At 40.9% G+C, this 19,857-nt stretch carries 15 protein-coding genes; 11 read left to right on the forward strand and 4 right to left on the reverse strand.

Translation table 11 applies throughout. The features are described from left to right. Nucleotide 1 precedes the first annotated feature (1 nt). From BM015_RS14215 to BM015_RS14235, 5 genes are all read left to right on the forward strand, one after another. Nucleotides 2-760, forward strand: a complete 759-nt coding sequence (locus tag BM015_RS14215) for a LolA3 family protein (RefSeq protein ID WP_143075876.1) — start codon at nucleotides 2-4, stop codon at nucleotides 758-760. 3 nt (nucleotides 761-763) lie between these two features. Continuing rightward, the gene (locus BM015_RS14220) at nucleotides 764-9,523 is read left to right on the forward strand and encodes an RHS repeat domain-containing protein (protein ID WP_090659706.1); all 8,760 of its coding nucleotides are present in this window, start codon (nucleotides 764-766) and stop codon (nucleotides 9,521-9,523) included. Further along, complete coding sequence (locus tag BM015_RS14225; RefSeq protein ID WP_090659709.1) at nucleotides 9,486-9,893, forward strand: hypothetical protein; 408 nt, start codon at nucleotides 9,486-9,488, stop codon at nucleotides 9,891-9,893. Before BM015_RS14220 ends, BM015_RS14225 begins: the two co-directional genes overlap by 38 nt. Nucleotides 9,894-9,966: 73 nt before the next feature. Beyond that, nucleotides 9,967-11,526 carry an RHS repeat domain-containing protein gene (locus BM015_RS14230; protein ID WP_090659715.1) on the forward strand — a complete coding sequence of 520 codons (1,560 nt, stop codon included), beginning with the start codon at nucleotides 9,967-9,969 and terminating at the stop codon, nucleotides 11,524-11,526. A gap of 31 nt (nucleotides 11,527-11,557) precedes the next feature. After that, nucleotides 11,558-11,842 carry a hypothetical protein gene (locus BM015_RS14235; protein WP_090659719.1) on the forward strand — a complete coding sequence of 95 codons (285 nt, stop codon included), beginning with the start codon at nucleotides 11,558-11,560 and terminating at the stop codon, nucleotides 11,840-11,842. Between the two features lie 45 nt (nucleotides 11,843-11,887). Here BM015_RS14235 and BM015_RS21605 read toward each other — a convergent pair whose 3' ends face one another. Then, nucleotides 11,888-12,106: a hypothetical protein gene (locus tag BM015_RS21605; RefSeq protein WP_177191912.1), complete on the reverse strand. Its 219-nt coding sequence runs from the start codon at nucleotides 12,104-12,106 to the stop codon at nucleotides 11,888-11,890. 17 nt (nucleotides 12,107-12,123) lie between these two features. Between BM015_RS21605 and BM015_RS14245 the strand changes: the two genes are divergently transcribed. Next, nucleotides 12,124-13,152 carry an RHS repeat domain-containing protein gene (locus BM015_RS14245; protein WP_177191913.1) on the forward strand — a complete coding sequence of 343 codons (1,029 nt, stop codon included), beginning with the start codon at nucleotides 12,124-12,126 and terminating at the stop codon, nucleotides 13,150-13,152. Here the strand turns inward: BM015_RS14245 and BM015_RS14250 are convergent, their stop codons facing one another. Continuing rightward, nucleotides 13,153-13,752, reverse strand: coding sequence for a tetratricopeptide repeat protein (locus BM015_RS14250; RefSeq protein WP_090659729.1), 600 nt, complete (start codon nucleotides 13,750-13,752; stop codon nucleotides 13,153-13,155). Between the two features lie 22 nt (nucleotides 13,753-13,774). Then, entirely contained in the window at nucleotides 13,775-14,161 is a 387-nt protein-coding gene (locus tag BM015_RS14255) for a helix-turn-helix domain-containing protein (RefSeq protein ID WP_090659778.1), read from the reverse strand. Between the two features lie 119 nt (nucleotides 14,162-14,280). Between BM015_RS14255 and BM015_RS14260 the strand changes: the two genes are divergently transcribed. The 4 genes from BM015_RS14260 to BM015_RS14275 are packed head-to-tail and all read left to right on the forward strand — an operon-like array spanning nucleotide 14,281 to nucleotide 18,191. Then, complete coding sequence (locus BM015_RS14260; protein WP_090659732.1) at nucleotides 14,281-14,643, forward strand: helix-turn-helix transcriptional regulator; 363 nt, start codon at nucleotides 14,281-14,283, stop codon at nucleotides 14,641-14,643. Further along, the gene (locus BM015_RS14265) at nucleotides 14,636-15,181 is read left to right on the forward strand and encodes an RNA polymerase sigma-70 factor (protein ID WP_090659735.1); all 546 of its coding nucleotides are present in this window, start codon (nucleotides 14,636-14,638) and stop codon (nucleotides 15,179-15,181) included. Before BM015_RS14260 ends, BM015_RS14265 begins: the two co-directional genes overlap by 8 nt. After that, on the forward strand, nucleotides 15,174-17,756 hold the full coding sequence (locus BM015_RS14270; RefSeq protein WP_090659738.1) for a LysM peptidoglycan-binding domain-containing protein: 2,583 nt from the start codon (nucleotides 15,174-15,176) through the stop codon (nucleotides 17,754-17,756). Before BM015_RS14265 ends, BM015_RS14270 begins: the two co-directional genes overlap by 8 nt. Nucleotides 17,757-17,765: 9 nt before the next feature. Continuing rightward, the gene (locus tag BM015_RS14275) at nucleotides 17,766-18,191 is read left to right on the forward strand and encodes a hypothetical protein (RefSeq protein WP_090659742.1); all 426 of its coding nucleotides are present in this window, start codon (nucleotides 17,766-17,768) and stop codon (nucleotides 18,189-18,191) included. Nucleotides 18,192-18,390: 199 nt separating this feature from the next. Here BM015_RS14275 and BM015_RS14280 read toward each other — a convergent pair whose 3' ends face one another. Continuing rightward, complete coding sequence (locus BM015_RS14280) at nucleotides 18,391-18,579, reverse strand: helix-turn-helix domain-containing protein (RefSeq protein WP_262497254.1); 189 nt, start codon at nucleotides 18,577-18,579, stop codon at nucleotides 18,391-18,393. Nucleotides 18,580-18,653: 74 nt separating this feature from the next. Between BM015_RS14280 and BM015_RS14285 the strand changes: the two genes are divergently transcribed. Then, entirely contained in the window at nucleotides 18,654-19,754 is a 1,101-nt protein-coding gene (locus tag BM015_RS14285; RefSeq protein ID WP_177191914.1) for an RHS repeat-associated core domain-containing protein, read from the forward strand. The last annotated feature ends 103 nt before the right edge of the window (nucleotides 19,755-19,857 follow it).

Below are 19,857 nucleotides of genomic sequence, written 5' to 3' on the forward strand. Positions count from 1 at the left end.
TATGAAAAAATGGATAAATCGTAAGGTATGGCTGGTTGCCCTAATGGCTTGCCCGGTTATAGTATGCTCCTCTCAGGACTTGCAGTTACGGCATATATTAGAAAAGAGCCTTGAAATGTATCAGCATAACGATTCTGCTCTAAGCTTTCATGTGAAATTCTACTATGCAGACTACAACGAACCCTCTCTTATACAAGACTCAATTACCGGGGTATTCGCCATGTCTGGGAAGAAAGTTTTTTTTGATATTGGAAAAACAAAAGCGGTAAAAAACGATAGCCTGGCTATAACAGTTTTCGAAGAAGACAAATTGATTTATATATCCTCCATACAGGATAAACTTAAGGAATACCAGCCAGGTTCAGTTCTTGAAACGCTGTTGTCTGCCAATTATGCTGCCGAAAAAAAGATTGCTATAAATAGCAATATTGCCGAGATCCAATTAAAGTTCAAAGACACTTCAATCTGCAAAAGTGTAGCGATTGAAATAGATACCAATACAAGTTATATTGTGAAAATTGAAACGGTTGTAAGAAAAGATGCGGCAGATGACGAAGCCAACCAATACATGCTTTCGCATTCCGAAGATGATTATTCGATTATTACAGCACTCTATCAGGAATATGCATTAGCGCCAAAAACTAGTTCTCCGGAGTTCGAGGCCAGTCAATATATACAAAAAAATGCGGAGGGGCATTATATGCCTTCATCCCGCTATGCTGATTTTACAATCTTTTTAGCCAATCCTAAAATGCAATAATCTATGTTTAAGTTTTCTGAAAAGATTCATCTACGTTTATTGATCATATTGATTTTAAATGTTACAGTTTTTAGCGCAAGAGCCTCAGAAGACGTTCCTATTATCAAGGTACTTGATGGCAGTCAGGGCCAGTTAAAGACAGATTCTTCTATAACCGTTAATGATGACTACCAGAGTGCACTCGCTGCCGGTAAAATTGAAGCCGGCGCTTATTCCAGGAACGCTGTAACACTTCGGATTAATGAAGCTGCCACTTATCAGTTAACCACAGGATTTGTCGCATCGGTAACAGTTAGAATTGTATATACTTCGGATATGGTTCAATACGATTCTGTTGAAAAAACACTCGTTATAAATTACGATACCAGCAGTATTTATGCCAACAGCAGGAGTTTTGTGTTTTCCGGTGCACATAGTGTGAGTGTACGAGTGCTGGCTATTTCCTTAAAAAGAAATGGAACTGACCTGGCTGGTACGGATGCCGACAATACACTTTCCTCTCTTTTGCTTGAAAATTCAATAACACGGTCTCCGGAATATACCTTCAATTGTTCTAGCCACAATCTTGTAGCTATTGTAGCAACTGCTGTTGATGGTAGCGGGCCGGCAGACCTTGATAACACGAGTACTAAGCACGTATACGTAAGCTGGCCTGTTGTGAACGGAGCAGATGAGTATGATGTGGAGTGGACCTATATTGACAGTAGTGCGCTTGCCAATAACCTTTATGGTAGCCCGTTGAACAAACAGCTCATCTTTGAGAATAATGCAACACGTGCCACTGTCACGGGAATTACTACACGTATCCCGTTGATTTATTCAGGTGCAGGTTCGGTGTTTATCCGGGTGAGGCCGGTGCATATAATAAATGGCCGCCGGATTACGGGAAAATGGAGTTCTGAAAGAAATCCCACGCTGGGGTTAGGCCGCTATAATTTTTCCGGTCACGAACCTCGTTTGAACTGGCAATCAGAGGTCACATTCGCAGAAGACGGCAAAAAAAATGTGACGGTACAATATTTTGATGGTAGCCTCAGGAGCAGGCAAGCTGTTTCGAAGGATTATGGCGGCATGCTGTCAATTGTTGCAGAAACGAAGTATGATTACCAGGGACGCCCTTCATTACAGGTCATGCCCGCGCCGAATTTTCTTTCTGCTATGTTGAACTACAAACATGTTCCCAACTTAACAACAGATAACAATGAATACGAAAAAAGCGTATATGATTCCGCCGCAGGTGGCTCGCTGTGTGACGTTGCTGCCCCGGCAATGGGCGAACTGATAGGAGCTGCTAATTATTATTCTTCTCAAAGCCTCTATTACACTAATCCCAACAGTTTATATGAACGTTCAATGGATTTCGTACCGAAGGCAAATGGTTACGTTTTTAGCCAAACCGTTTATACGCAGGACAATACTGGCAGAATATCCCGGCAGGGAGGAGTCGGACAGCAGTTTCAGGTAGGCAACCATGACACCCGCTATTATTACGGAAGCGCCTCCCAGGAAGAGTTAGATGCACTCTTTGGCACTTCTGTTGGCAATAGCAGCCACTATTTTAAAAACATGGTGCAGGATGCCAATGGCCAGGTCAGTGTAAGCTATACCGATATGCATGGAAGGACTATCGCTACGGCATTAGCAGGTAATGCCCCGGATAACATACAAAAGCTGGAGAACTTTGATTCTTCCTCTATAATTGAAACACTTATAGACCCGTCTGGCGTACAGGTTGAAGATGGCGCCGTAACGAGCAAGAAAAGCCTGCTGGTGCCTGCCAAAGGGGATTATGTTTTCAATTATGCGCTTGACCCGCAGTCCCTTGGCCTGGCAAACTGCCAGGGTGTGCCCATTTGTTATGATTGCCTGTACGACCTTCAGATAACCATAACGGACGATTGCAATAACAAAAATTTTGATGGCCAGCCTTTCGATACGCTTATCAGTAATCTTTCATTGCCCGTACCGGATACAACCTGCACCAACAATCCATCTGCATTTAATGTAACCTTTACGTTACCGCTGGAAATCGGAAACTATGAAATAACAAAAACACTGAGGATTAGTAAGCGTGCCAAAGATTATTACAGGGATAGCGTTTTTATGAAGAAGAATACTTGTGTCAGTCTTGATTCCATGATTAGTTACCAGTTTTCGCTTATCAATAATGCTGCCTGTAAACCTACCTGCGAGACCTGTATGCAAAGCCTTGGCACCTGGGCACAGTTTCGCAGTTCCTATATGACAAGTGCCGGCATACCTGTAACCGACACCGCAAAATACCGTTCTGAAGCGCTTGCAGCTTACCAGGAAGCAATATCAAATTGCAATGTATTATGTAACTATAATGCCCCGACGGAAAATGATATCCGCAAAAGTATGCTGCTGGATATGACAGCGCCCTCCGGTCAATATGCCGATCTCGCAAAAAGTACTGATGAATACTCTGTATTTTATGCTGACGAAGACGCCGATGATGAGCAGGCCGTTCCGCTATATGCAAGGCCTGGCGTAAATTATCTTGATGAGTACGGCAGGCAGGAACTGGTTTATAACAGTGCGACCGGTACTTACGTAAAGCCAAATGAATTGTCGGCAGAAGAGTTCTCTGAGAATTTCAAGCCTTCCTGGGCAAATGCCTTGCTGTCTTATCATCCCGAATATTGCAAACTTTTGCAGTATGAGTTGTACAATAGCAGCTACCAGTGGGATAAAAAGATGCAAAGCATAGACACCTATAGCAGTGCTTCCGGTTCCGGTTATTTTACACCTACCGCCAATACCGCTGCAAAGGACTCTTTTGCCCTGATGTCCACAGCAAACCTTAACCAGTTAAATGATAGCCTGAATAACTATCGTCATGTACAGATAAACGGCACAGGACCGACTTACACGGTGAGCTTGTGGACAATGGCGTCCATGGTTACCCGCTGTATTTCCGGAGATGATGCACAACGCCAGTCCTGCATGGAAAATTTTATTCAGCATCCTATTGATTCCACTTTCAATTCAAATTGGTGTACGGGAGACCTCAATATGGCCTGGCGGAATTTCAGGGAAATGTACCTGAATATTAAGCGCGAAATAATCGATGGCCGGATTAAAAACGCAAACTGCCCGCAAACGCCGTCTGCAGCCACACTTATTGCCGCCAGCCACTATCCTAATTTCAATGAGGTAAATGATGCAGTTAGCCAAAATAACCTTGACTATAATGTATCCTCAGCTGAAAGTGAAGACGTTAAAAACGCTACCGGCTCATTTTACCAAAGCAATTGCGAGGCTTATGCTACTACATGGATGCAACAGTTAAGAACCTGTGTAGAATATAACCAGGCAGCCTATGATGAGATCATACCCAAACTGGTGGCTGTTTGTACCAAGGGTTCTGATGTAGATCATCCTTATGGCTCAAGTTCTATTTCGCCAGACAGCTCATATGAATACAAGAGTTTTGAAGAGGTACTTACGGCATACAACCAGGCACATGGTATTACAAATACCGTCAACTGTAATGCTGACCTGATATTGCAACCCAAGCCTTACAATCAGCAGCAGGTATATTATCGAAAGCCGGTATGGAGCAAGCCTTCAGATTGCGAATGTGAAACTATCAGCAGCCTTTATGCTGACTACAATGCTTTCAAAAGCGGCGCTGAAACCTTTTCAGCCTATATAAAACGCACTACAGATAATGATATAACGCAAGGGGCTCTTGACACGCTCCGGAGCATGTGCAACGGCAGTTTTAGCTGTAACTATTTGTCCAAACCGATAATATTGCCCGCTGCGCTTCAGTGTGATAAAGGGGATATTTGTATAAGTTGCGAGGAATTCAGTGTGGCTTACAATCAATATAAAGAAAAATATCCCAGCAAAATTCCTGCATTACCTGCAAATGACACAGCACAGGTCAAGATAAACACGCTCTTTACCAATTATATGAACAGCAGGCTGGGGCTTGGGAAGCCAACAGTTGAATATCTTGACTTCATGGCGCAATGTTCGATTAATGTAGGAAACCTTGTACAGCAGGAATTGCCTGATGTTAATAAAATAAATACGGATGTAATTCCTTCGTTCACCATTCCCAATACCCCTCAATCAGGTGAATGCTGGAATGGTACTGCGACTAGTTTTTCTGTGAAAGATTCGGGGTATTGTGTATATGGCGACAACACACAAGGCTCAGGGATGCTCTTTGTCATAAGGCCAAAAAGCGGCGAGAAATTTTGCTATGAGGCCCAAAGTGTTGCAGTAGAACTTTGGTTTTACAGGTATTCGGACCATGACCTGAAAAGTGAAGGCATGTTTAATATCAGCCCTGCCAATGATAAGGTATGTGTTTTACGCTCGGATTTTGACCTTGAAGGATCAGCTAACGACTACAACATGTATGGTGTATGCGGAACGCTGCCTTCTTGTGAAACAACTCTACCCTGTACAGCAGAAACCTCAGATTATGAATTTATAGACTTGGGAACATGCAGCGGGCAAAGCAGCTCTACTTCCAGGAAAATAAGAATTAAACCTAAAGCCGGAAAACAAATTTGCTCCGGTGACAGCATAGTTTATTTAAGCGTATACTATAAAACCGGAACAACTACAGGCGAGTTTAAAAAATCAGCACGAATTTATGCAGACACTGGATATACTGATATTTGCGTTACTTACCTGCCTTCAGGGTTCAGTCTTTCGAATATTGTTGTATGTGGACCATCACTTTGTGATTCCACTTCTAATGGTGGTGATTCAACCGGTTGCTACCCGGTAACAGATTTTCATTTTGAACAGCGCAATTTTACAGAAACTGGCTCTGACCCTGATGAATGCTCCATAAAAACGTACGATGCTTACCTGGTACATAACGGGGAACCTGTCCCGGCAACGATAAAAGTGCCGATTAAAAGAAAAAAGACTACGCTGTTAAATCCTTCAGGAGGTGGTTCTTATTCAGGTACATCCATTACCTATTTTGATACAGTCACCATCCAGGCAGGGCACAGCGAAGCTTATATAGGAAATTTTACCCAGGCGGATAGGATGACAGAAGGCACATTAACTGAAGATTGTTTGGAAATTACCAATGTCTTTTCCTTCTCAGATTCAACTCAGCTTGTTTGCGGTGTTCCGGATCAGCCCGGCTTCTGTGACAGCCTGCACAGCATTGTGGATTCATTTAAAATATTTTACGCAGGCCTTGCCAATCCGAAACCTGACTGCAAAACCAGCTTTGCATCCTACTATAATAGCCGTAAGGGTACCAGCTATACATTTGATGATATACAGGATATTTCTTTTAGCAGGTGCGGCGCTTTCCTGCCTGTTTGCCCACAAACCAGCGGCCCGAAACTTTGTGGTAAAGAGGTGATTTATCCACCGGCAACGATTGAAGAAATTGATAACTGTTCCGATAATGAATTTTTTGCCGTGAGTACCGCCACCGAACGCTACATAGCCTACACAGATTCTTTGAAAAATGTGTTTGATACCGCTTACCGCAATAAATGTTTGCAGGCCTATAAGTATGAGACCTTTACCGTAAGCCATAGCATTAAGGAGTATCATTATACGCTATACTATTACGACCAGGCCGGTAACCTGCTGCAGACCATCCCGCCTGATGCCGTTGTGCCAAACAGGAGCGTCACCTTCTTAAACCAGGTGAAGCAAAAAAGAGCGGAAGGCGACACACTTACGCCGGCACACATATATACGCTGGCTACCAATTACCGCTATAATTCGCTGAACCAGGTGGTAATGCAAAAAACACCCGATGCCGGTACCTCATCCTTCTACTATGACCGGCTGGGAAGGCTGGTCCTGTCAAAGAATGCCAAACAGGCCACCGCCAACAATTATAGTTATACCAGCTATGACGCCATAGGACGTATTACTGAAACCGGCCAGTTAACATCATCGGCCACCATGAACAGGACGGTTAGTAAAAAACCGGCCCAGTTGACTACCTGGCTGAATAATGCCAAAAACACAAGGGAACAGATCACCCAAACGGTATATGACCTGCTTTATGCACCTATTGAAGGCACCGTATTAAATGCGAAGAACCTGCGCAACAGGGTGGCTTATTCAGCGGTATATGAAACGGCAACCAAACAAACCCAGCTTAAGAATGCTGCAGCCACCTATTATTCTTATGATATAATGGGTAACGTGGATACGCTGGTGCAGGATTTTACCTTCGGCAATGGCAACCGGTTCTTTAAGAAGGTTATCTATAATTATGATCTTATCAGCGGCAAGGTGAATTCCATTATTTACCAGAAAGACCAGCCGGACGTATTCTATCATCGTTACACATACGATTTTGCCAATAAGCTCACCAATGTAGAAACCAGTGACGATAGCATTACCTGGGAGAATGATGCGTTTTATAACTATTATGCACACGGGCCGCTTGCCAGGATGGTAGTTGGTGAGCAGCAGGTACAGGGTATGGATTATGCCTATACGTTGCAGGGCTGGCTGAAAGGCATTAACTCCACCTCGCCGGGCACCAAGTTTGACATTGGCGCTGACGGACGTGCAGCGGAATATGCACCCAATGCCATGATAGGCCGGGATGTGTTTGGTTTGGCGTTATACTATTATGGACAGTCTGATTACAGCGCCATTAAACGCACCAACCTCGAACAGCCGTTTGCCAATGCCGACCCGCTGAATGCCTCTTTCTCTCCGTTGTACAATGGCAACATAGCTGCCATGAGCACCAACTTTAATGATGTGCCTGTAAACGGCACCAACATCAAGCCTTTACTCTATGCTTATCAATACGACCAGTTGAACCGGCTGGTGCAGATGCGGGCCTTTAAAAACAGCATCGGGTTTACCAATGTTAGCAATATATGGTCACCGGTAGCGGTGGATGATTTTGGGGAAGATGCTGCCTATGATGCCAATGGCAACATTACCAGGTACAGGCGCTATGGCAGCAAGAGTGTGAACCTGGTTAGCGCCACGGTAATGGATAGCCTCAGCTACAAATACAATGCAGGCACCAACCAGCTGAATTACATAAAAGATAAAATTGGCGTGAATGCCTACACAACTGATATTGATAACCAGAGTGCTGACAATTACAGCTACGATGCTATCGGTAACCTTACTGCTGATGTAAAAGAAGGCATAAGCAGTATTGAATGGACGGTGTATGGAAAGATTAAGACAATCAATAAAACTGATGGCACCACAATAACCTACAAGTATGATGCTGCGGGCAACAGGGTGAGTAAAACGGTTGGTAACGTTGAAAGCTGGTATGTAAGGGATGCCAGTGGCAATATCTTAAGCATATACACAGCGGGAGATGCATCGGTAAACAACGGACATCTTACATGGTCGGAGGCAGACATATATGGCAGCAGCAGGCTGGGCACTTATACACCGAACAAGGATATGACGGTTACTCCGCCTGCGAAAGAAGATTTACCAACGCTTGGTGAAGTAGGATATTTTGCTACATTTACAAGAGGGCAGAAGCATTATGAGCTTACGAACCACCTGGGTAATGTGCTGGCTGTTATAAGTGATAAGAAGATACAGGTGAGCTCGGATAATGTTACGGTAAGCTTTTGCAAAGCTTATATAGAATCAGCAAATGATTATTATCCTGGCGGTATGCAAATGCCAATGAGGACTTACACAGCTACAAGTTCTTTGTCTTACAGGTATGGTTTTAACGGAAAGGAAAAAGACAATGAGGTAAAAGGTGAAGGCAACCAGTATGATTATGGCTTTAGGATTTATGACCCGAGGGTGGTGAGGTTTTTAAGTGTTGACCCAATCACCAAAAAGTATCCTTGGTACACGCCTTATCAATTTGCGGGTAACAGCCCAATAAAAAATATAGACTTGGATGGATTAGAGCCTGCCGGGAATCAAAGTGATTGGGAAGTTGTGCCTGGAAGCGTGAATGTTTATACAGCGTCACATGTAACTGAGAAAGGAAAGACTGTCTTAACCAGAGCAGAACAGCAGTTGGTTAAAGATAAGACAGGCGCTAAATATTGGGTTACTCATCATCAATGGGTTGAAACAGTAGATGGTATTTCTTCAACAGCGAATGATTACTCGTGGTATAATGAAGACCCTAAAATTAAACTGCCAGGGAAAGATGTAGGCAGGTGGCAGCGATTTGAAACTGATATTATAAAAGAGCAAAAGGGTAATTGGCAGATGGCTGATAATATTGGTAAAGTCACGTTCGGTGCTGCGTTAGTTGGCACAGCTTTACCAGTGGCTGCATATACTGGCGGTTCATTATGGGCTTTAAATAATCCGTTGACACGTGTTGGTTTAACAAAGGCATTAGTTGGAGGTTTAAGCGATATAGCTGGGCAAAAAACTGTTAATTCGGATAACCCAATTAATTGGTATAGTGTGGGAGCAAGTAGTCTTTTTGGAAACCCTTGGATTGGTTCTGCAGTTGGTTCTTTAAAAACTAGAAGTATCAATGGAAAGTATAGTTGGTCAAGTGCCGAGGCCATTGCAACGACTACCATATTAGGTGGTATTGCAGGTTCGATAGGTGGAAAGGCTGGGCTTTCATATCCAGCCGATGCCACATATAGATCAATCGGTAATCTTTCAGTTAGAGGCAGTGTCAATCTTCTTCCAAGTTATTGGTCTAATATAGGAGGTAATGTGTCTTCTAGTGCTGCTGTAAATGCCTTTTCTTCTACAACTTCATCAAATCAAAATTCAAATGAAAATCAAACCAATAATCAAAAACCCTCTTACTAGTATTTTCATTGTTGTATTAGTATTTAGCATAATTTATATAAATGGTAGGAATAGTGAAGATGATTATCGGGAAAAGGTTTTAAACAAACCAGAGCTAACAACAGGCACTGTTACAAATGTTGAATTTAAAAGCCGCGTTGGATATGAAGTGCAATTTTATTTTTCTGCCAATAATGGTGAAATACATTCTAAAACCAGTTTTGGTGATATAGTCTCCTTGCAACATTTTATTATTAATAAACAATTCCCGATAATCTTTAGTTCTGTCAATCCAAACTATAATATGATATTAATTTTACCTGAAGACTTCAAAGATTATAATGTTCCTTTTCCAGATAGTTTAAATTGGGTATTGCAATATGTAAAGTAGTTTAAAGCCGTGCTTAAATTAGCGGCTTTTTGCAGGCACCAACCAGCTGAATTACATAAAAGATAAAATTGGCGTGAATGCCTATACAACCGATATTGATAACCAGAGCGCCAACAATTACAGCTACGATGCTATTGGTAACCTTACTGCTGATGTAAAAGAAGGGATAAGCAGCATTGAATGGACGGTGTATGGAAAGATTAAGACAATCAATAAAACTGATGGCACCACGATAACCTATAAGTATGATGCTGCGGGCAACAGGGTAAGTAAAACGGTTGGTAACATTGAAAGCTGGTATGTAAGGGATGCCAGTGGCAATATCTTAAGCATATATACAGCGGGTGATGCATCGGTAAACAGCGGACATCTTACGTGGTCGGAGGCGGACATATATGGCAGCAGCCGGTTAGGCACATACACTCCCAACAAGGACATGACGGTTACGCCACCGGCGAAGGAAGATTTACCAACACTTGGTGAAGTGGGATATTTTGCTACATTTACAAGAGGGCAGAAGCATTATGAGCTTACGAACCATTTGGGCAATGTGCTGGCTGTTATAAGTGATAAGAAGATACAGGTGAGCTCGGATAATGTTACGGTAAGCTTCTGCAAAGCGTATATAGAATCAGCAAACGACTATTACCCTGGCGGTATGGCAATGCCAATGAGGACATATATCGCTACAAGTTCTTTGTCTTACAGGTATGGATTTAATGGAAAAGAAAAAGACAACGAGGTTAAAGGTGAGGGTAATCAGTATGATTATGGAATGAGAATTTATGATCCAAGAGCTGTAAGGTTTTTGAGTGTTGATCCACTTGCTCCAAAGTATCCTGAATTAACGCCTTATCAATTTGCTTCAAACAGGCCAATAGATGGGATAGATTTAGATGGATTGGAATGGTTTAAAAAAGATAACACACAATACACAATCAATTATAAACCCGTATTAAACACGCCAAACGTTTTAGCAGGCGCTAATAATGCAGCACACAACACTTTGGCCTTTATATGGAATGGTACTTTAGGTGCTTTAATGGAGGGTGGTAAAGGCATAAATAATTACATTGCTGGTGGATATAAAGAACAAAGCAGCGCGCCTGACCCAGTTCATGATTTTATGGAGAGTACAAATGATGTGTTTAGGTATCATACAAGAACTCCATTTAAACAACAATTAAGTGATTTTGCTGATGCAGCTACTGATTTAAAGAACTATGAAATAATACCATCTATAGTACTTACTCATACATTATCAAGCTCTGCAGCAAGTGCTGCAACGTTTAGTGGGGATATAATTAGCGCAAGAAAACAATTAGCTTCCAATTGGGGAATACATGTTGAAAATGTAAATTTTGAAAAACAAGTATTTACACAGGCTGCTGATGTGAATACAACATATTACCAGTACCGAATACCCGGCACAGAAGCGGGTGCTTATTATGTAAAATCTTTAGATATTACACCGGAGCAAGTAGGTTTATTATCTTCTGAATACACAGATGTATATAAAGTAACTGTTACAAAAAGAAGTCAGACATTAGTAAGTACCCATATAGAAGATGCAAAATATTGGCGTGATGGAAATAGCCCTGTTCAAGGTGGGGGGCAGCTAGTCCTGAATTAAAGAATTGCCACCTTTGAAAAAATTAATTCAAATGGAAATTAATATATTGATTGATACTTTACATGATCGTTTATTAGCCTATAAAAAATCTGATTTATATCAAAATAAGGTGCTAAGGCAAGATATACTTTCTATTGAAATTGCAATATGTCTTTTTGAAATTGCTGTTTACTGCAACAGAACGATTAGCGAAGGAGAAAAATATTGGTTTAAAGGTGGATATTATATTGCTAATGACTTGACAGGCAAATGGGAAGACATATCAAAGATGTATGATGAATTAGTTAAAACAGCAAAAGAAAAAAAATTAATCTGATAAATTGCGCCAGTTTTTAAGGTCATTGAAACCATCAGCGGCTTTTTATTTTCTTTCCTTCATGAGCTTGTCAATGAGTTCATTTTTTTCTTTCAGCATACGTTCGTAAAGTTCAATCTTCTGCCGATAGAGCTCTACTATTTTTTCAATCGGATTAAATTGATGGTTAACAGGCAAAACATACGCTTGTTTTCTGTATTTTAGATAAGCAAAACAAGTTCTTTGAATAGCATTCGGGCGGCATGCAAATGCCAATGAGGACATATACGGCCACAAGTTCTTTGTCTTACAGGTATGGGTTTAATGGGAAGGAAAAAGATAACGAGGTTAAAGGAGAGGGTAATCAGTATGACTATGGATTTAGAATATATGACCCAAGAGCCGTAAGGTTTTTGAGTATTGATCCATTGACAAAACATTATCCTGCATGGAGCCCATATCCTTTTGCAATGAATAACCCTGTATCAGGTGTTGACTTAGATGGGTTAGAATATTTATATTTTAATGAAGCTAGAATAGAAGTAATGCGTGGAGGAGTTTTTTTAAAAATTGAAAACATGCATAATATTACTCAAAACGCCTTCAAACAAGCAAATTCAGATCCCAATAATTGGTCTTATGATCAATTTGGACATAAAGGAATAGGAATAAGTACTGAGATAGGTAGTATTAATTTGCAAAAATATACTCCCAATAGCGAAGCAGACTACAATGCAACAGATAACTCGCCGGGGGCGCCGGAACCAGATTTTCAGCCTGGGCAGACTCAGGTACAAAACCCAACTGCTAAAAGTACAGGATTACCGGATAAAAGATATAAGGACAGAACAGTTAGCAGCGCTACTCCTGCTGGATCAAGAGGATTGGCATTGGCATCAATTGCAATAGATGCAATTATTGTTGGCTCAAATATTTCAGCTAATTATTTAGTTAATGATGACATCAATTTAGCAAAGAAACATATTGAAATTTTAAAGCAAGCAACATACGATGTTCAAACAGCGTTAAATGAGGGGTTAGTACCTCAAAAATATCTGACGGATGAATTTATTTCAGATATAATAAATGTTGTTTTATCTGGGGTTAGCAATCTTAATAATAAAGATATAAGTAATATAGGAAGACAAATCTATAACACAGTATCAAAAAGGAGGATGCCTTATGATGGACAAATCATAATGAGAGATGTTAGTGGTCAGGTTATTAAATCAATACCCAAACCAAATCCTATCTATGACCCTAACTATGGTAAGACTAATAACTCAGCTTCACAATCGGAAAAGAAACCTGTAGCTGGTTCAGGGAATTAGTCAATGAGATTGCATAGATGCTATTTTTTGCTGAATAGATTTTGCATTTGGATATTGTTCTAAGTATAGTTTGTAATATTTAATGGCGCTATCATTTTTATTAATTTTTTCAAATGTTTGCGCTAACGGTAAACTATAATCTATGTTCATGGCATATGCTGTTCTGAAGTCTTCAATTGCTTCATCAAAATGATTTAATTTTAAAAAAGTGATAGCTCTTTTATTAAGCACATATGGATTTTTGTTTTTTATAACTGCAAAGTTATATTCAATAAGTGCGCTGTCATATTGCCCTTTTGCATCATAGAACATTCCTTTAAGAGCATGTAAGTGTGTGTTATTGGGATATCTTGGAACTAATTGGTTTAAAACATTTTCAGCTTCAATTAATCTTCCTTTTTGTATTAAATTTTCAATGCTGTCGTAAAAACTGGTTTCTTTATTTATACCATTTAGAAATGTATCTAAGCTTGGTTGTGTTTGTTGTTTTAATTCCTTTATCTTTTTTACAATGTCGGGTTTAGGGGTAAAAAAATTTATTAATAAAAAAGTAATTGCAATGGATATAATAACAGAAAAAAAAATTGAAGTTTTTTTCATTGATGAATTATGATATAAGTGTTTATTTGTTTTGCATTAGCTTATCAATAAGTTCATTTTTTTCTTTTAGCATGCGTTCATAGAGTTCCATTTTTTGCTGGTAGAGTTCAACGATTTTTTCAATGGAATTAAACTGGTAGTTAACTGAAGAAGAATGGTCATGATAGTTGTTGGAGATAATATTAAAAGTAGCTTCTTCATTAAAGTTGCGGATAGCATCAGCTGTAACGCCGAGTGCTTTAGCCACTTTATCCAGCGTAGGTGCATCAATCGTTTCTTTCTGTTCAAGGAGGGAAACGGCCTGTTGTGTAATCTCCAGGTCTATAGCCAATGCATCCTGTTTAATGCCAAGTATCTCCCTTATGCGTTTCACGTTGTGGCCTTCGTGTATTTTATTTGCTGCTGCCATAAGTACAATGTTACAATATTTTAAACTTGTAAAATACAAGCGGTTTGCTTGTGCAATACAAAGGTAAGCCGTGCTGCTTAAACAAAGGTGCAGGGTAATTTAGAAACTCATGCACCATTATGGCAACGGGCACATTAAAGATATTGCGGGAGTTAAATGATTATACGCAGGCGTTTGTGGCGGAGGATGTGCTGGGCATAAGCCAGGCCACGTATGCGAGGCTGGAGGCCAGCCCGTTAAAGCTCACCGCAGAACATGCCCAAAAATTAGCAGCATTATACAACGTAAGCGCAGAGCACCTGCTGGCAGCAGGCACGCCTGTAATTGTATTTAAACAGGCAGAAGATGGTAACAGCACCGCACAGCTTACCGCCACCCTTACAGCCCTGCAAACGCAGAACGAGCTTTTGATACAGCAAAATACAGAACTGGTAAAGCTGGTAAAAACATTAAGCCAACAAACAGCGCTGCCCTATGAATAAGCCGCTAAATCATAGCAGTGTAAAAGAAGTGTTTTACCAATACTACCCACCCCTTTGCCTGTTTGCCGGGCGTTTGGTAAACAATGAAGAAGCCGCCGCCGATATAACCGAAGAAGTGTTTATAAAGCTGTGGCACAAACAACCCGACTTCAGTAAGTATAAAAACATCAAGGCCGTATTGTACATAGCCGTAAAAAATGCCTGCTTAAATTATTTGCAGCAGCAAAAACGCAACACGGCCAGGCAATATGCCTTTGCTTACTTCACCCAAAACGAAAGCGAAGGTTGCATACAAAATGAGATAATACGCGCAGAGATATTGCGGGAAGTATATGCGGCGTTGCAGCAACTGCCAAAGGAGCAAAGACGTGTAATGCAGCTCTTGTTTACAGAAGGGCTGGACAGCAAAGCCGTGGCGGCAGCGCTGAACATCTCCATCCATACAGTAAAGAAGCATAAGCTCAACGGGCTAAAGGCTATAAGAAAAAAGCTTGGCGTGCCGGGCCTTATCATCATAGCGGCGCTGGCGCATGTGTAATGTTCTTTTCACCACCTATTATTCTTATGATATAATGGGCAACGTGGATACACTGGTGCAGGACTTTACATTTAATAATGGTAACCGGTACTTTAAGAAGGTAATTTATAATTATGACCTCATCAGCGGCAAGGTCAATTCCATTGCTTATCAGAAAGGCCAGCCGGATGTATTCTATCACCGCTACACGTACGATTTTGCCAATAAGCTCACCAATGCAGAGACCAGCACCGACAGCATTACCTGGGAAAATGATGCTTTTTATAACTATTATGCCCACGGGCCGCTGGCAAGGATGGTAGTTGGTGAGCAGCAGGTGCAGGGTATGGATTACGCTTATACGTTGCAGGGCTGGCTGAAAGGTGTCAACTCCACCTCACCGGGCACCAAGTTCGATATCGGCGCTGACGGCCGTGCGGCGGAATATGCACCCAATGCCATGATTGGCCGGGATGTGTTTGGTTTGGCATTATACTATTATGGCCAGTCTGATTACAGCGCCATCAAGCGAAGCGCCCTGTTGCAGCCGTTTGCCAATGCCGACCCGCTGAATGCCTCTTTCTCTCCGTTGTACAATGGCAACATAGCTGCCATGAGCACGAACTTTAATGATGTGCCTGTAAACGGTACCAACATTAAGCCTGTATTGTATGCCTATCAATACGACCAGCTTAACCGGCTGGTGCAGATGCGGGCCTTTAAGAGCAGCATCGGGTTTACCAATGTAAGCAATATATGGGCGCCGGTAGCGGTGGATGATTTTGGTGAAGATGCCGCTTATGATGCCAACGGTAATATTACCAGGTACCGGCGTTATGGCAGCAAGAATGTGAACCTGGTAAGTGCCACGGTGATGGACAGCCTGAGCTACAAATACAATGCAGGCACCAACCAACTGAATTACATAAAGGATAAAATTGGCGTGAATGCCTACACTACCGATATTGATAACCAAAGCGCCAACAATTACAGCTACGATGCTATCGGTAACCTTACTGCAGATGTAAAAGAAGGCATAAGCAGCATTGAATGGACGGTGTATGGAAAGATAAAAACAATCAATAAAACTGATGGCACCACAATAACCTATAAGTATGATGCTGCCGGCAACCGGGTAAGCAAGACAGTAGGAGATGTTGAGACCTGGTATGTAAGGGATGCCAGCGGCAATATCTTAAGCATATATACAGCGGGTGATGCATCGGTGAACAGCGGACATCTTACCTGGACGGAGGCAGACATATATGGCAGCAGCAGGCTGGGCACGTTTACACCCAACAAGGATATGACGGTTACTCCGCCAGCCCTGGAAGATTTACCAACACTTGGTGAAGTGGGATATTTTGCTACATTTACAAGAGGGCAGAAGCATTATGAGCTTACCAACCATCTGGGTAATGTGCTGGCTGTTATCAGCGACAAGAAGATACAGGTTAGTTCGGATAATGTTACGGTAAGTTTTTGCAAGGCGTATATAGAATCGGCCAATGACTACTATCCCGGCGGTATGCAAATGCCGATGAGGGCATATACTGCTTCAAGTTCTTTGTCTTATAGGTACGGATTCAATGGGAAAGAAAAAGACAACGAGGTTAAAGGTGAAGGCAACCAGTATGATTATGGGTTCAGGATTTATGATCCGAGGACAGGCAGGTTTTTGAGTGTTGACCCGTTATTCCAATCTTACCCTTGGTATACACCTTATCAGTTTGCAGGCAACAAGCCGATTTGGGCGATTGATTTAGATGGGTTGGAAGAAAAAACGAGTACAAATAAAGGGTTGACATTTTTTCCGATACTTACACCCGTTAAGGCAAGAACTGCTGGTCAAATGATGTCTCAGCAGTTTAGTAAATCTGCACAAGCATTTTCGGAATCAAGAACCGGAAAATTCATAGGGGGCGCATGGAATTTTACTACTGGAACAATTGGGGCGCTTGCTTCTGTAAGTTATATAAGTGCGACAGATGGGGCAGGCGCAGCGGTCGGAGGTGTCGTGGCATTGCAATTTTCTTTTGGAGAGATGTCAATAGGAACTGCACAAATGATGGATGCTCTCTTTTCAAAAAAGACAAATGATGTATTACAAAATTCAGGTTCAATTCCTGGATTAATAGCTTATGGCACAGGATCTAAATATGCACCTTTTATTGATGCACTTGGACAGTTTACACCTACTTTATCTACTGCAGGCTCGCTTAATGGATTAGTTAATAGTGGTTTGGGTATAATTGATGCAGCCAAAACCCTTAATAACACTCCGACTATAGCCAACACAATTGCTCTGTTGGATCAAATTAGCGACACTAAAGGGTTCGTGTTAGAGTCGTTTAATCTGGCCAATGATGCCAGTGGTGGAAAGCTGAAACAATCCTTAAGTTATGCTTTCTCTTATACGGTTCAACAAGGTGATAATCTTACAAGTATTGCTGATAAATTTCATACTACTGTCGAAACAATAGCTAAGGACAATGGAATAAAAGATATTAATAAAATTAATGAAGGGCAAAGTTTAAAGTTTTCTGGTTATGCAAAGGGTACATCTGGTGGTGCTGGCTCGTCTGATAATTATTAAATTAGCGTTGTGATAGAAATAAAAAGTAAAAAAGATTATTATAAGTCTTTAATCAAATCTAGTTTATGGATAGTGGTTGGTTTTTTAATAATACAGATGATAAATCCTTCTTTTTTCTTTGGGACCCTAATTATTTTTTTAGTTATAGAAGCAATTTTAATTTCTGAAAATTTTACTCAAAGTATCAGCATTGATGCTTTGAATGTAAAGATTATAAAGTATCATTTTTTTTCAAAAGAAGAAATCGTTATCGAAAGAAATAAAGTCGAATTTAAACTCTTAAAAAAGGCTTCTTTTCGAAGCCCAGGCTATTTTGTATTAGATGTTTTAGAAAATAAAAGGAGAATTTATACCATTGATAGCCGTAACGGTTTTGAAGAAGAAGAATTAATAAAGTTAAATGATTTTTTAAAATCTAAAAACGCTTTTGATTGAGTTAAAGGGCCGTTAGCGTAAATAGCTTTCGGCTTTTATTTATAACCGTATTGTTTTTAGTATGGTTCATCGCCGTTAATATTCGTTGCCAACGGCTATTACATTCCTTCATCAGTTCTCAATGGGTTCATTTTTTCTTAAGCATGCGTTCATAGAGCTCAATTGTTGTTGGGTAGATGTTTTTATTCTATACAGCAACTTATTTAAAGAAGTCAACAAGTTCAGCTTTAAGTGCGGCAGCCAGTTTAACCATCGTAAAGAACTCTATGTTTAGCTTACCGTTTTCTATGCGGCTAATATCGCTGTGATTGATTCCGGTAGCCACTTCCAGGTCAAGCTGCGACATTTTATTTTTCTTGCGCAGGCTTTTTAGTTTAAGGCTAAACAATTCGATTTAAAATCCTATATTGTTTATGATTACATAAGCTATTTGAATAGCATTCCGGCGGTATGCAAATGCCAATGAGGACATATACGGCCACAAGTTCTTTGTCTTACAGGTATGGGTTTAATGGTAAGGAAAAAGATCCAAATATTACAAGCGAAGATTATGATTACGGTGCAAGAATATACGATGCAAGGACCGTGAGGTTTTTAAGCATTGACCCAATCACCCAAAAGTATCCTTGGTACACGCCTTATCAATTTGCGGGTAACAGCCCAATAAAAAATATAGACTTGGATGGATTAGAGCCTGCCGGGAATCAAAGTGATTGGGAAGTTGTGCCTGGAAGCGTGAACGTTTATGCAGCGTCACATGTAACTGAGAAAGGAAAGACTGTCTTAACCAGGGCAGAACAGCAGTTGGTTAAAGATAAGACAGGCGCTAAATATTGGGTTACTCATCATCAATGGGTTGAAACAGTAGATGGTATTTCTTCAACAGCGAATGATTACTCGTGGTATAATGAAGACCCTAAAATTAAACTGCCAGCGAAAGATGTAGGCAGGTGGCAGCGATTTGAAACTGATATTATAAAAGAGCAGAAAGGTAATTGGCAAATGGCTGATAATATTGGCAAAGTTACTTTCGGTGCCGCGTTAGTTGGCACAGCGTTACCTGTGGCTGCATATACGGGGGGTTCATTATGGGCTATCAATAATCCTTTCACACGTGTTGGTTTAACAAAGGCACTAGTTGGTGGTACCGTTGACTTATTAGCTCAAAAAACGGTTAATACAGATGGCCCTGTAAATTGGTACAATGTAGGTGCAAGTGCAGCTTTTGGAAATCCATGGACCGCATCATTTGCGGGTTCCTTGTCCTTTAGAGATAATACGGGCTATCATTTATCAGGTGGAACTGATATAGTAACAGGTACCGTTTTAAGTGGTGTTACTGGTTCGATTGGTGGGAAACTGAGCATACCATATTCTGCTGCAAGTTTAAGACCTGGAGGCAATTCTACAGTAAGAGCGGGTCTTAATCTCTTACCTGGTTATTGGAGTAGTGTAGCAGGATATTTATCTTCAGGTGCTGCATCAAATGCAATTTATCCTTCCACATCATCAAATCAAAATTCAAATGCAAGTCAAACAAATAATCAAGAGCCCCCTCGTTAGTGTTGCTGTTATAATCTTAGTAGCGCTTTTAATTTATATCAGTGGCAAAAAAAGTGGAAACGATTACAAAACCAATATTTTAAATAAACCATCTTTGACAACT

This window comes from Parafilimonas terrae (genome assembly GCF_900115755.1).
Lineage (GTDB): Bacteria > Bacteroidota > Bacteroidia > Chitinophagales > Chitinophagaceae > Parafilimonas > Parafilimonas terrae.

What these genes read in the sequence shown, in the direction of transcription:
- BM015_RS14255 (WP_090659778.1), bottom strand. Translation starts at nt 14,161, where the DNA reads ATGGCAGCAGCAAATAAAATACACGAAGGCCACAACGTGAAACGCATA.
- BM015_RS14285 (WP_177191914.1), top strand. Translation starts at nt 18,654, where the DNA reads ATGAGGACATATACGGCCACAAGTTCTTTGTCTTACAGGTATGGGTTT.
- BM015_RS14270 (WP_090659738.1), top strand. Translation starts at nt 15,174, where the DNA reads ATGTGTAATGTTCTTTTCACCACCTATTATTCTTATGATATAATGGGC.
- BM015_RS14235 (WP_090659719.1), top strand. Translation starts at nt 11,558, where the DNA reads ATGGAAATTAATATATTGATTGATACTTTACATGATCGTTTATTAGCC.
- BM015_RS21605 (WP_177191912.1), bottom strand. Translation starts at nt 12,106, where the DNA reads ATGTCCTCATTGGCATTTGCATGCCGCCCGAATGCTATTCAAAGAACT.
- BM015_RS14250 (WP_090659729.1), bottom strand. Translation starts at nt 13,752, where the DNA reads ATGAAAAAAACTTCAATTTTTTTTTCTGTTATTATATCCATTGCAATT.
- BM015_RS14220 (WP_090659706.1), top strand. Translation starts at nt 764, where the DNA reads ATGTTTAAGTTTTCTGAAAAGATTCATCTACGTTTATTGATCATATTG.
- BM015_RS14265 (WP_090659735.1), top strand. Translation starts at nt 14,636, where the DNA reads ATGAATAAGCCGCTAAATCATAGCAGTGTAAAAGAAGTGTTTTACCAA.
- BM015_RS14225 (WP_090659709.1), top strand. Translation starts at nt 9,486, where the DNA reads ATGAAAATCAAACCAATAATCAAAAACCCTCTTACTAGTATTTTCATT.
- BM015_RS14215 (WP_143075876.1), top strand. Translation starts at nt 2, where the DNA reads ATGAAAAAATGGATAAATCGTAAGGTATGGCTGGTTGCCCTAATGGCT.
- BM015_RS14260 (WP_090659732.1), top strand. Translation starts at nt 14,281, where the DNA reads ATGGCAACGGGCACATTAAAGATATTGCGGGAGTTAAATGATTATACG.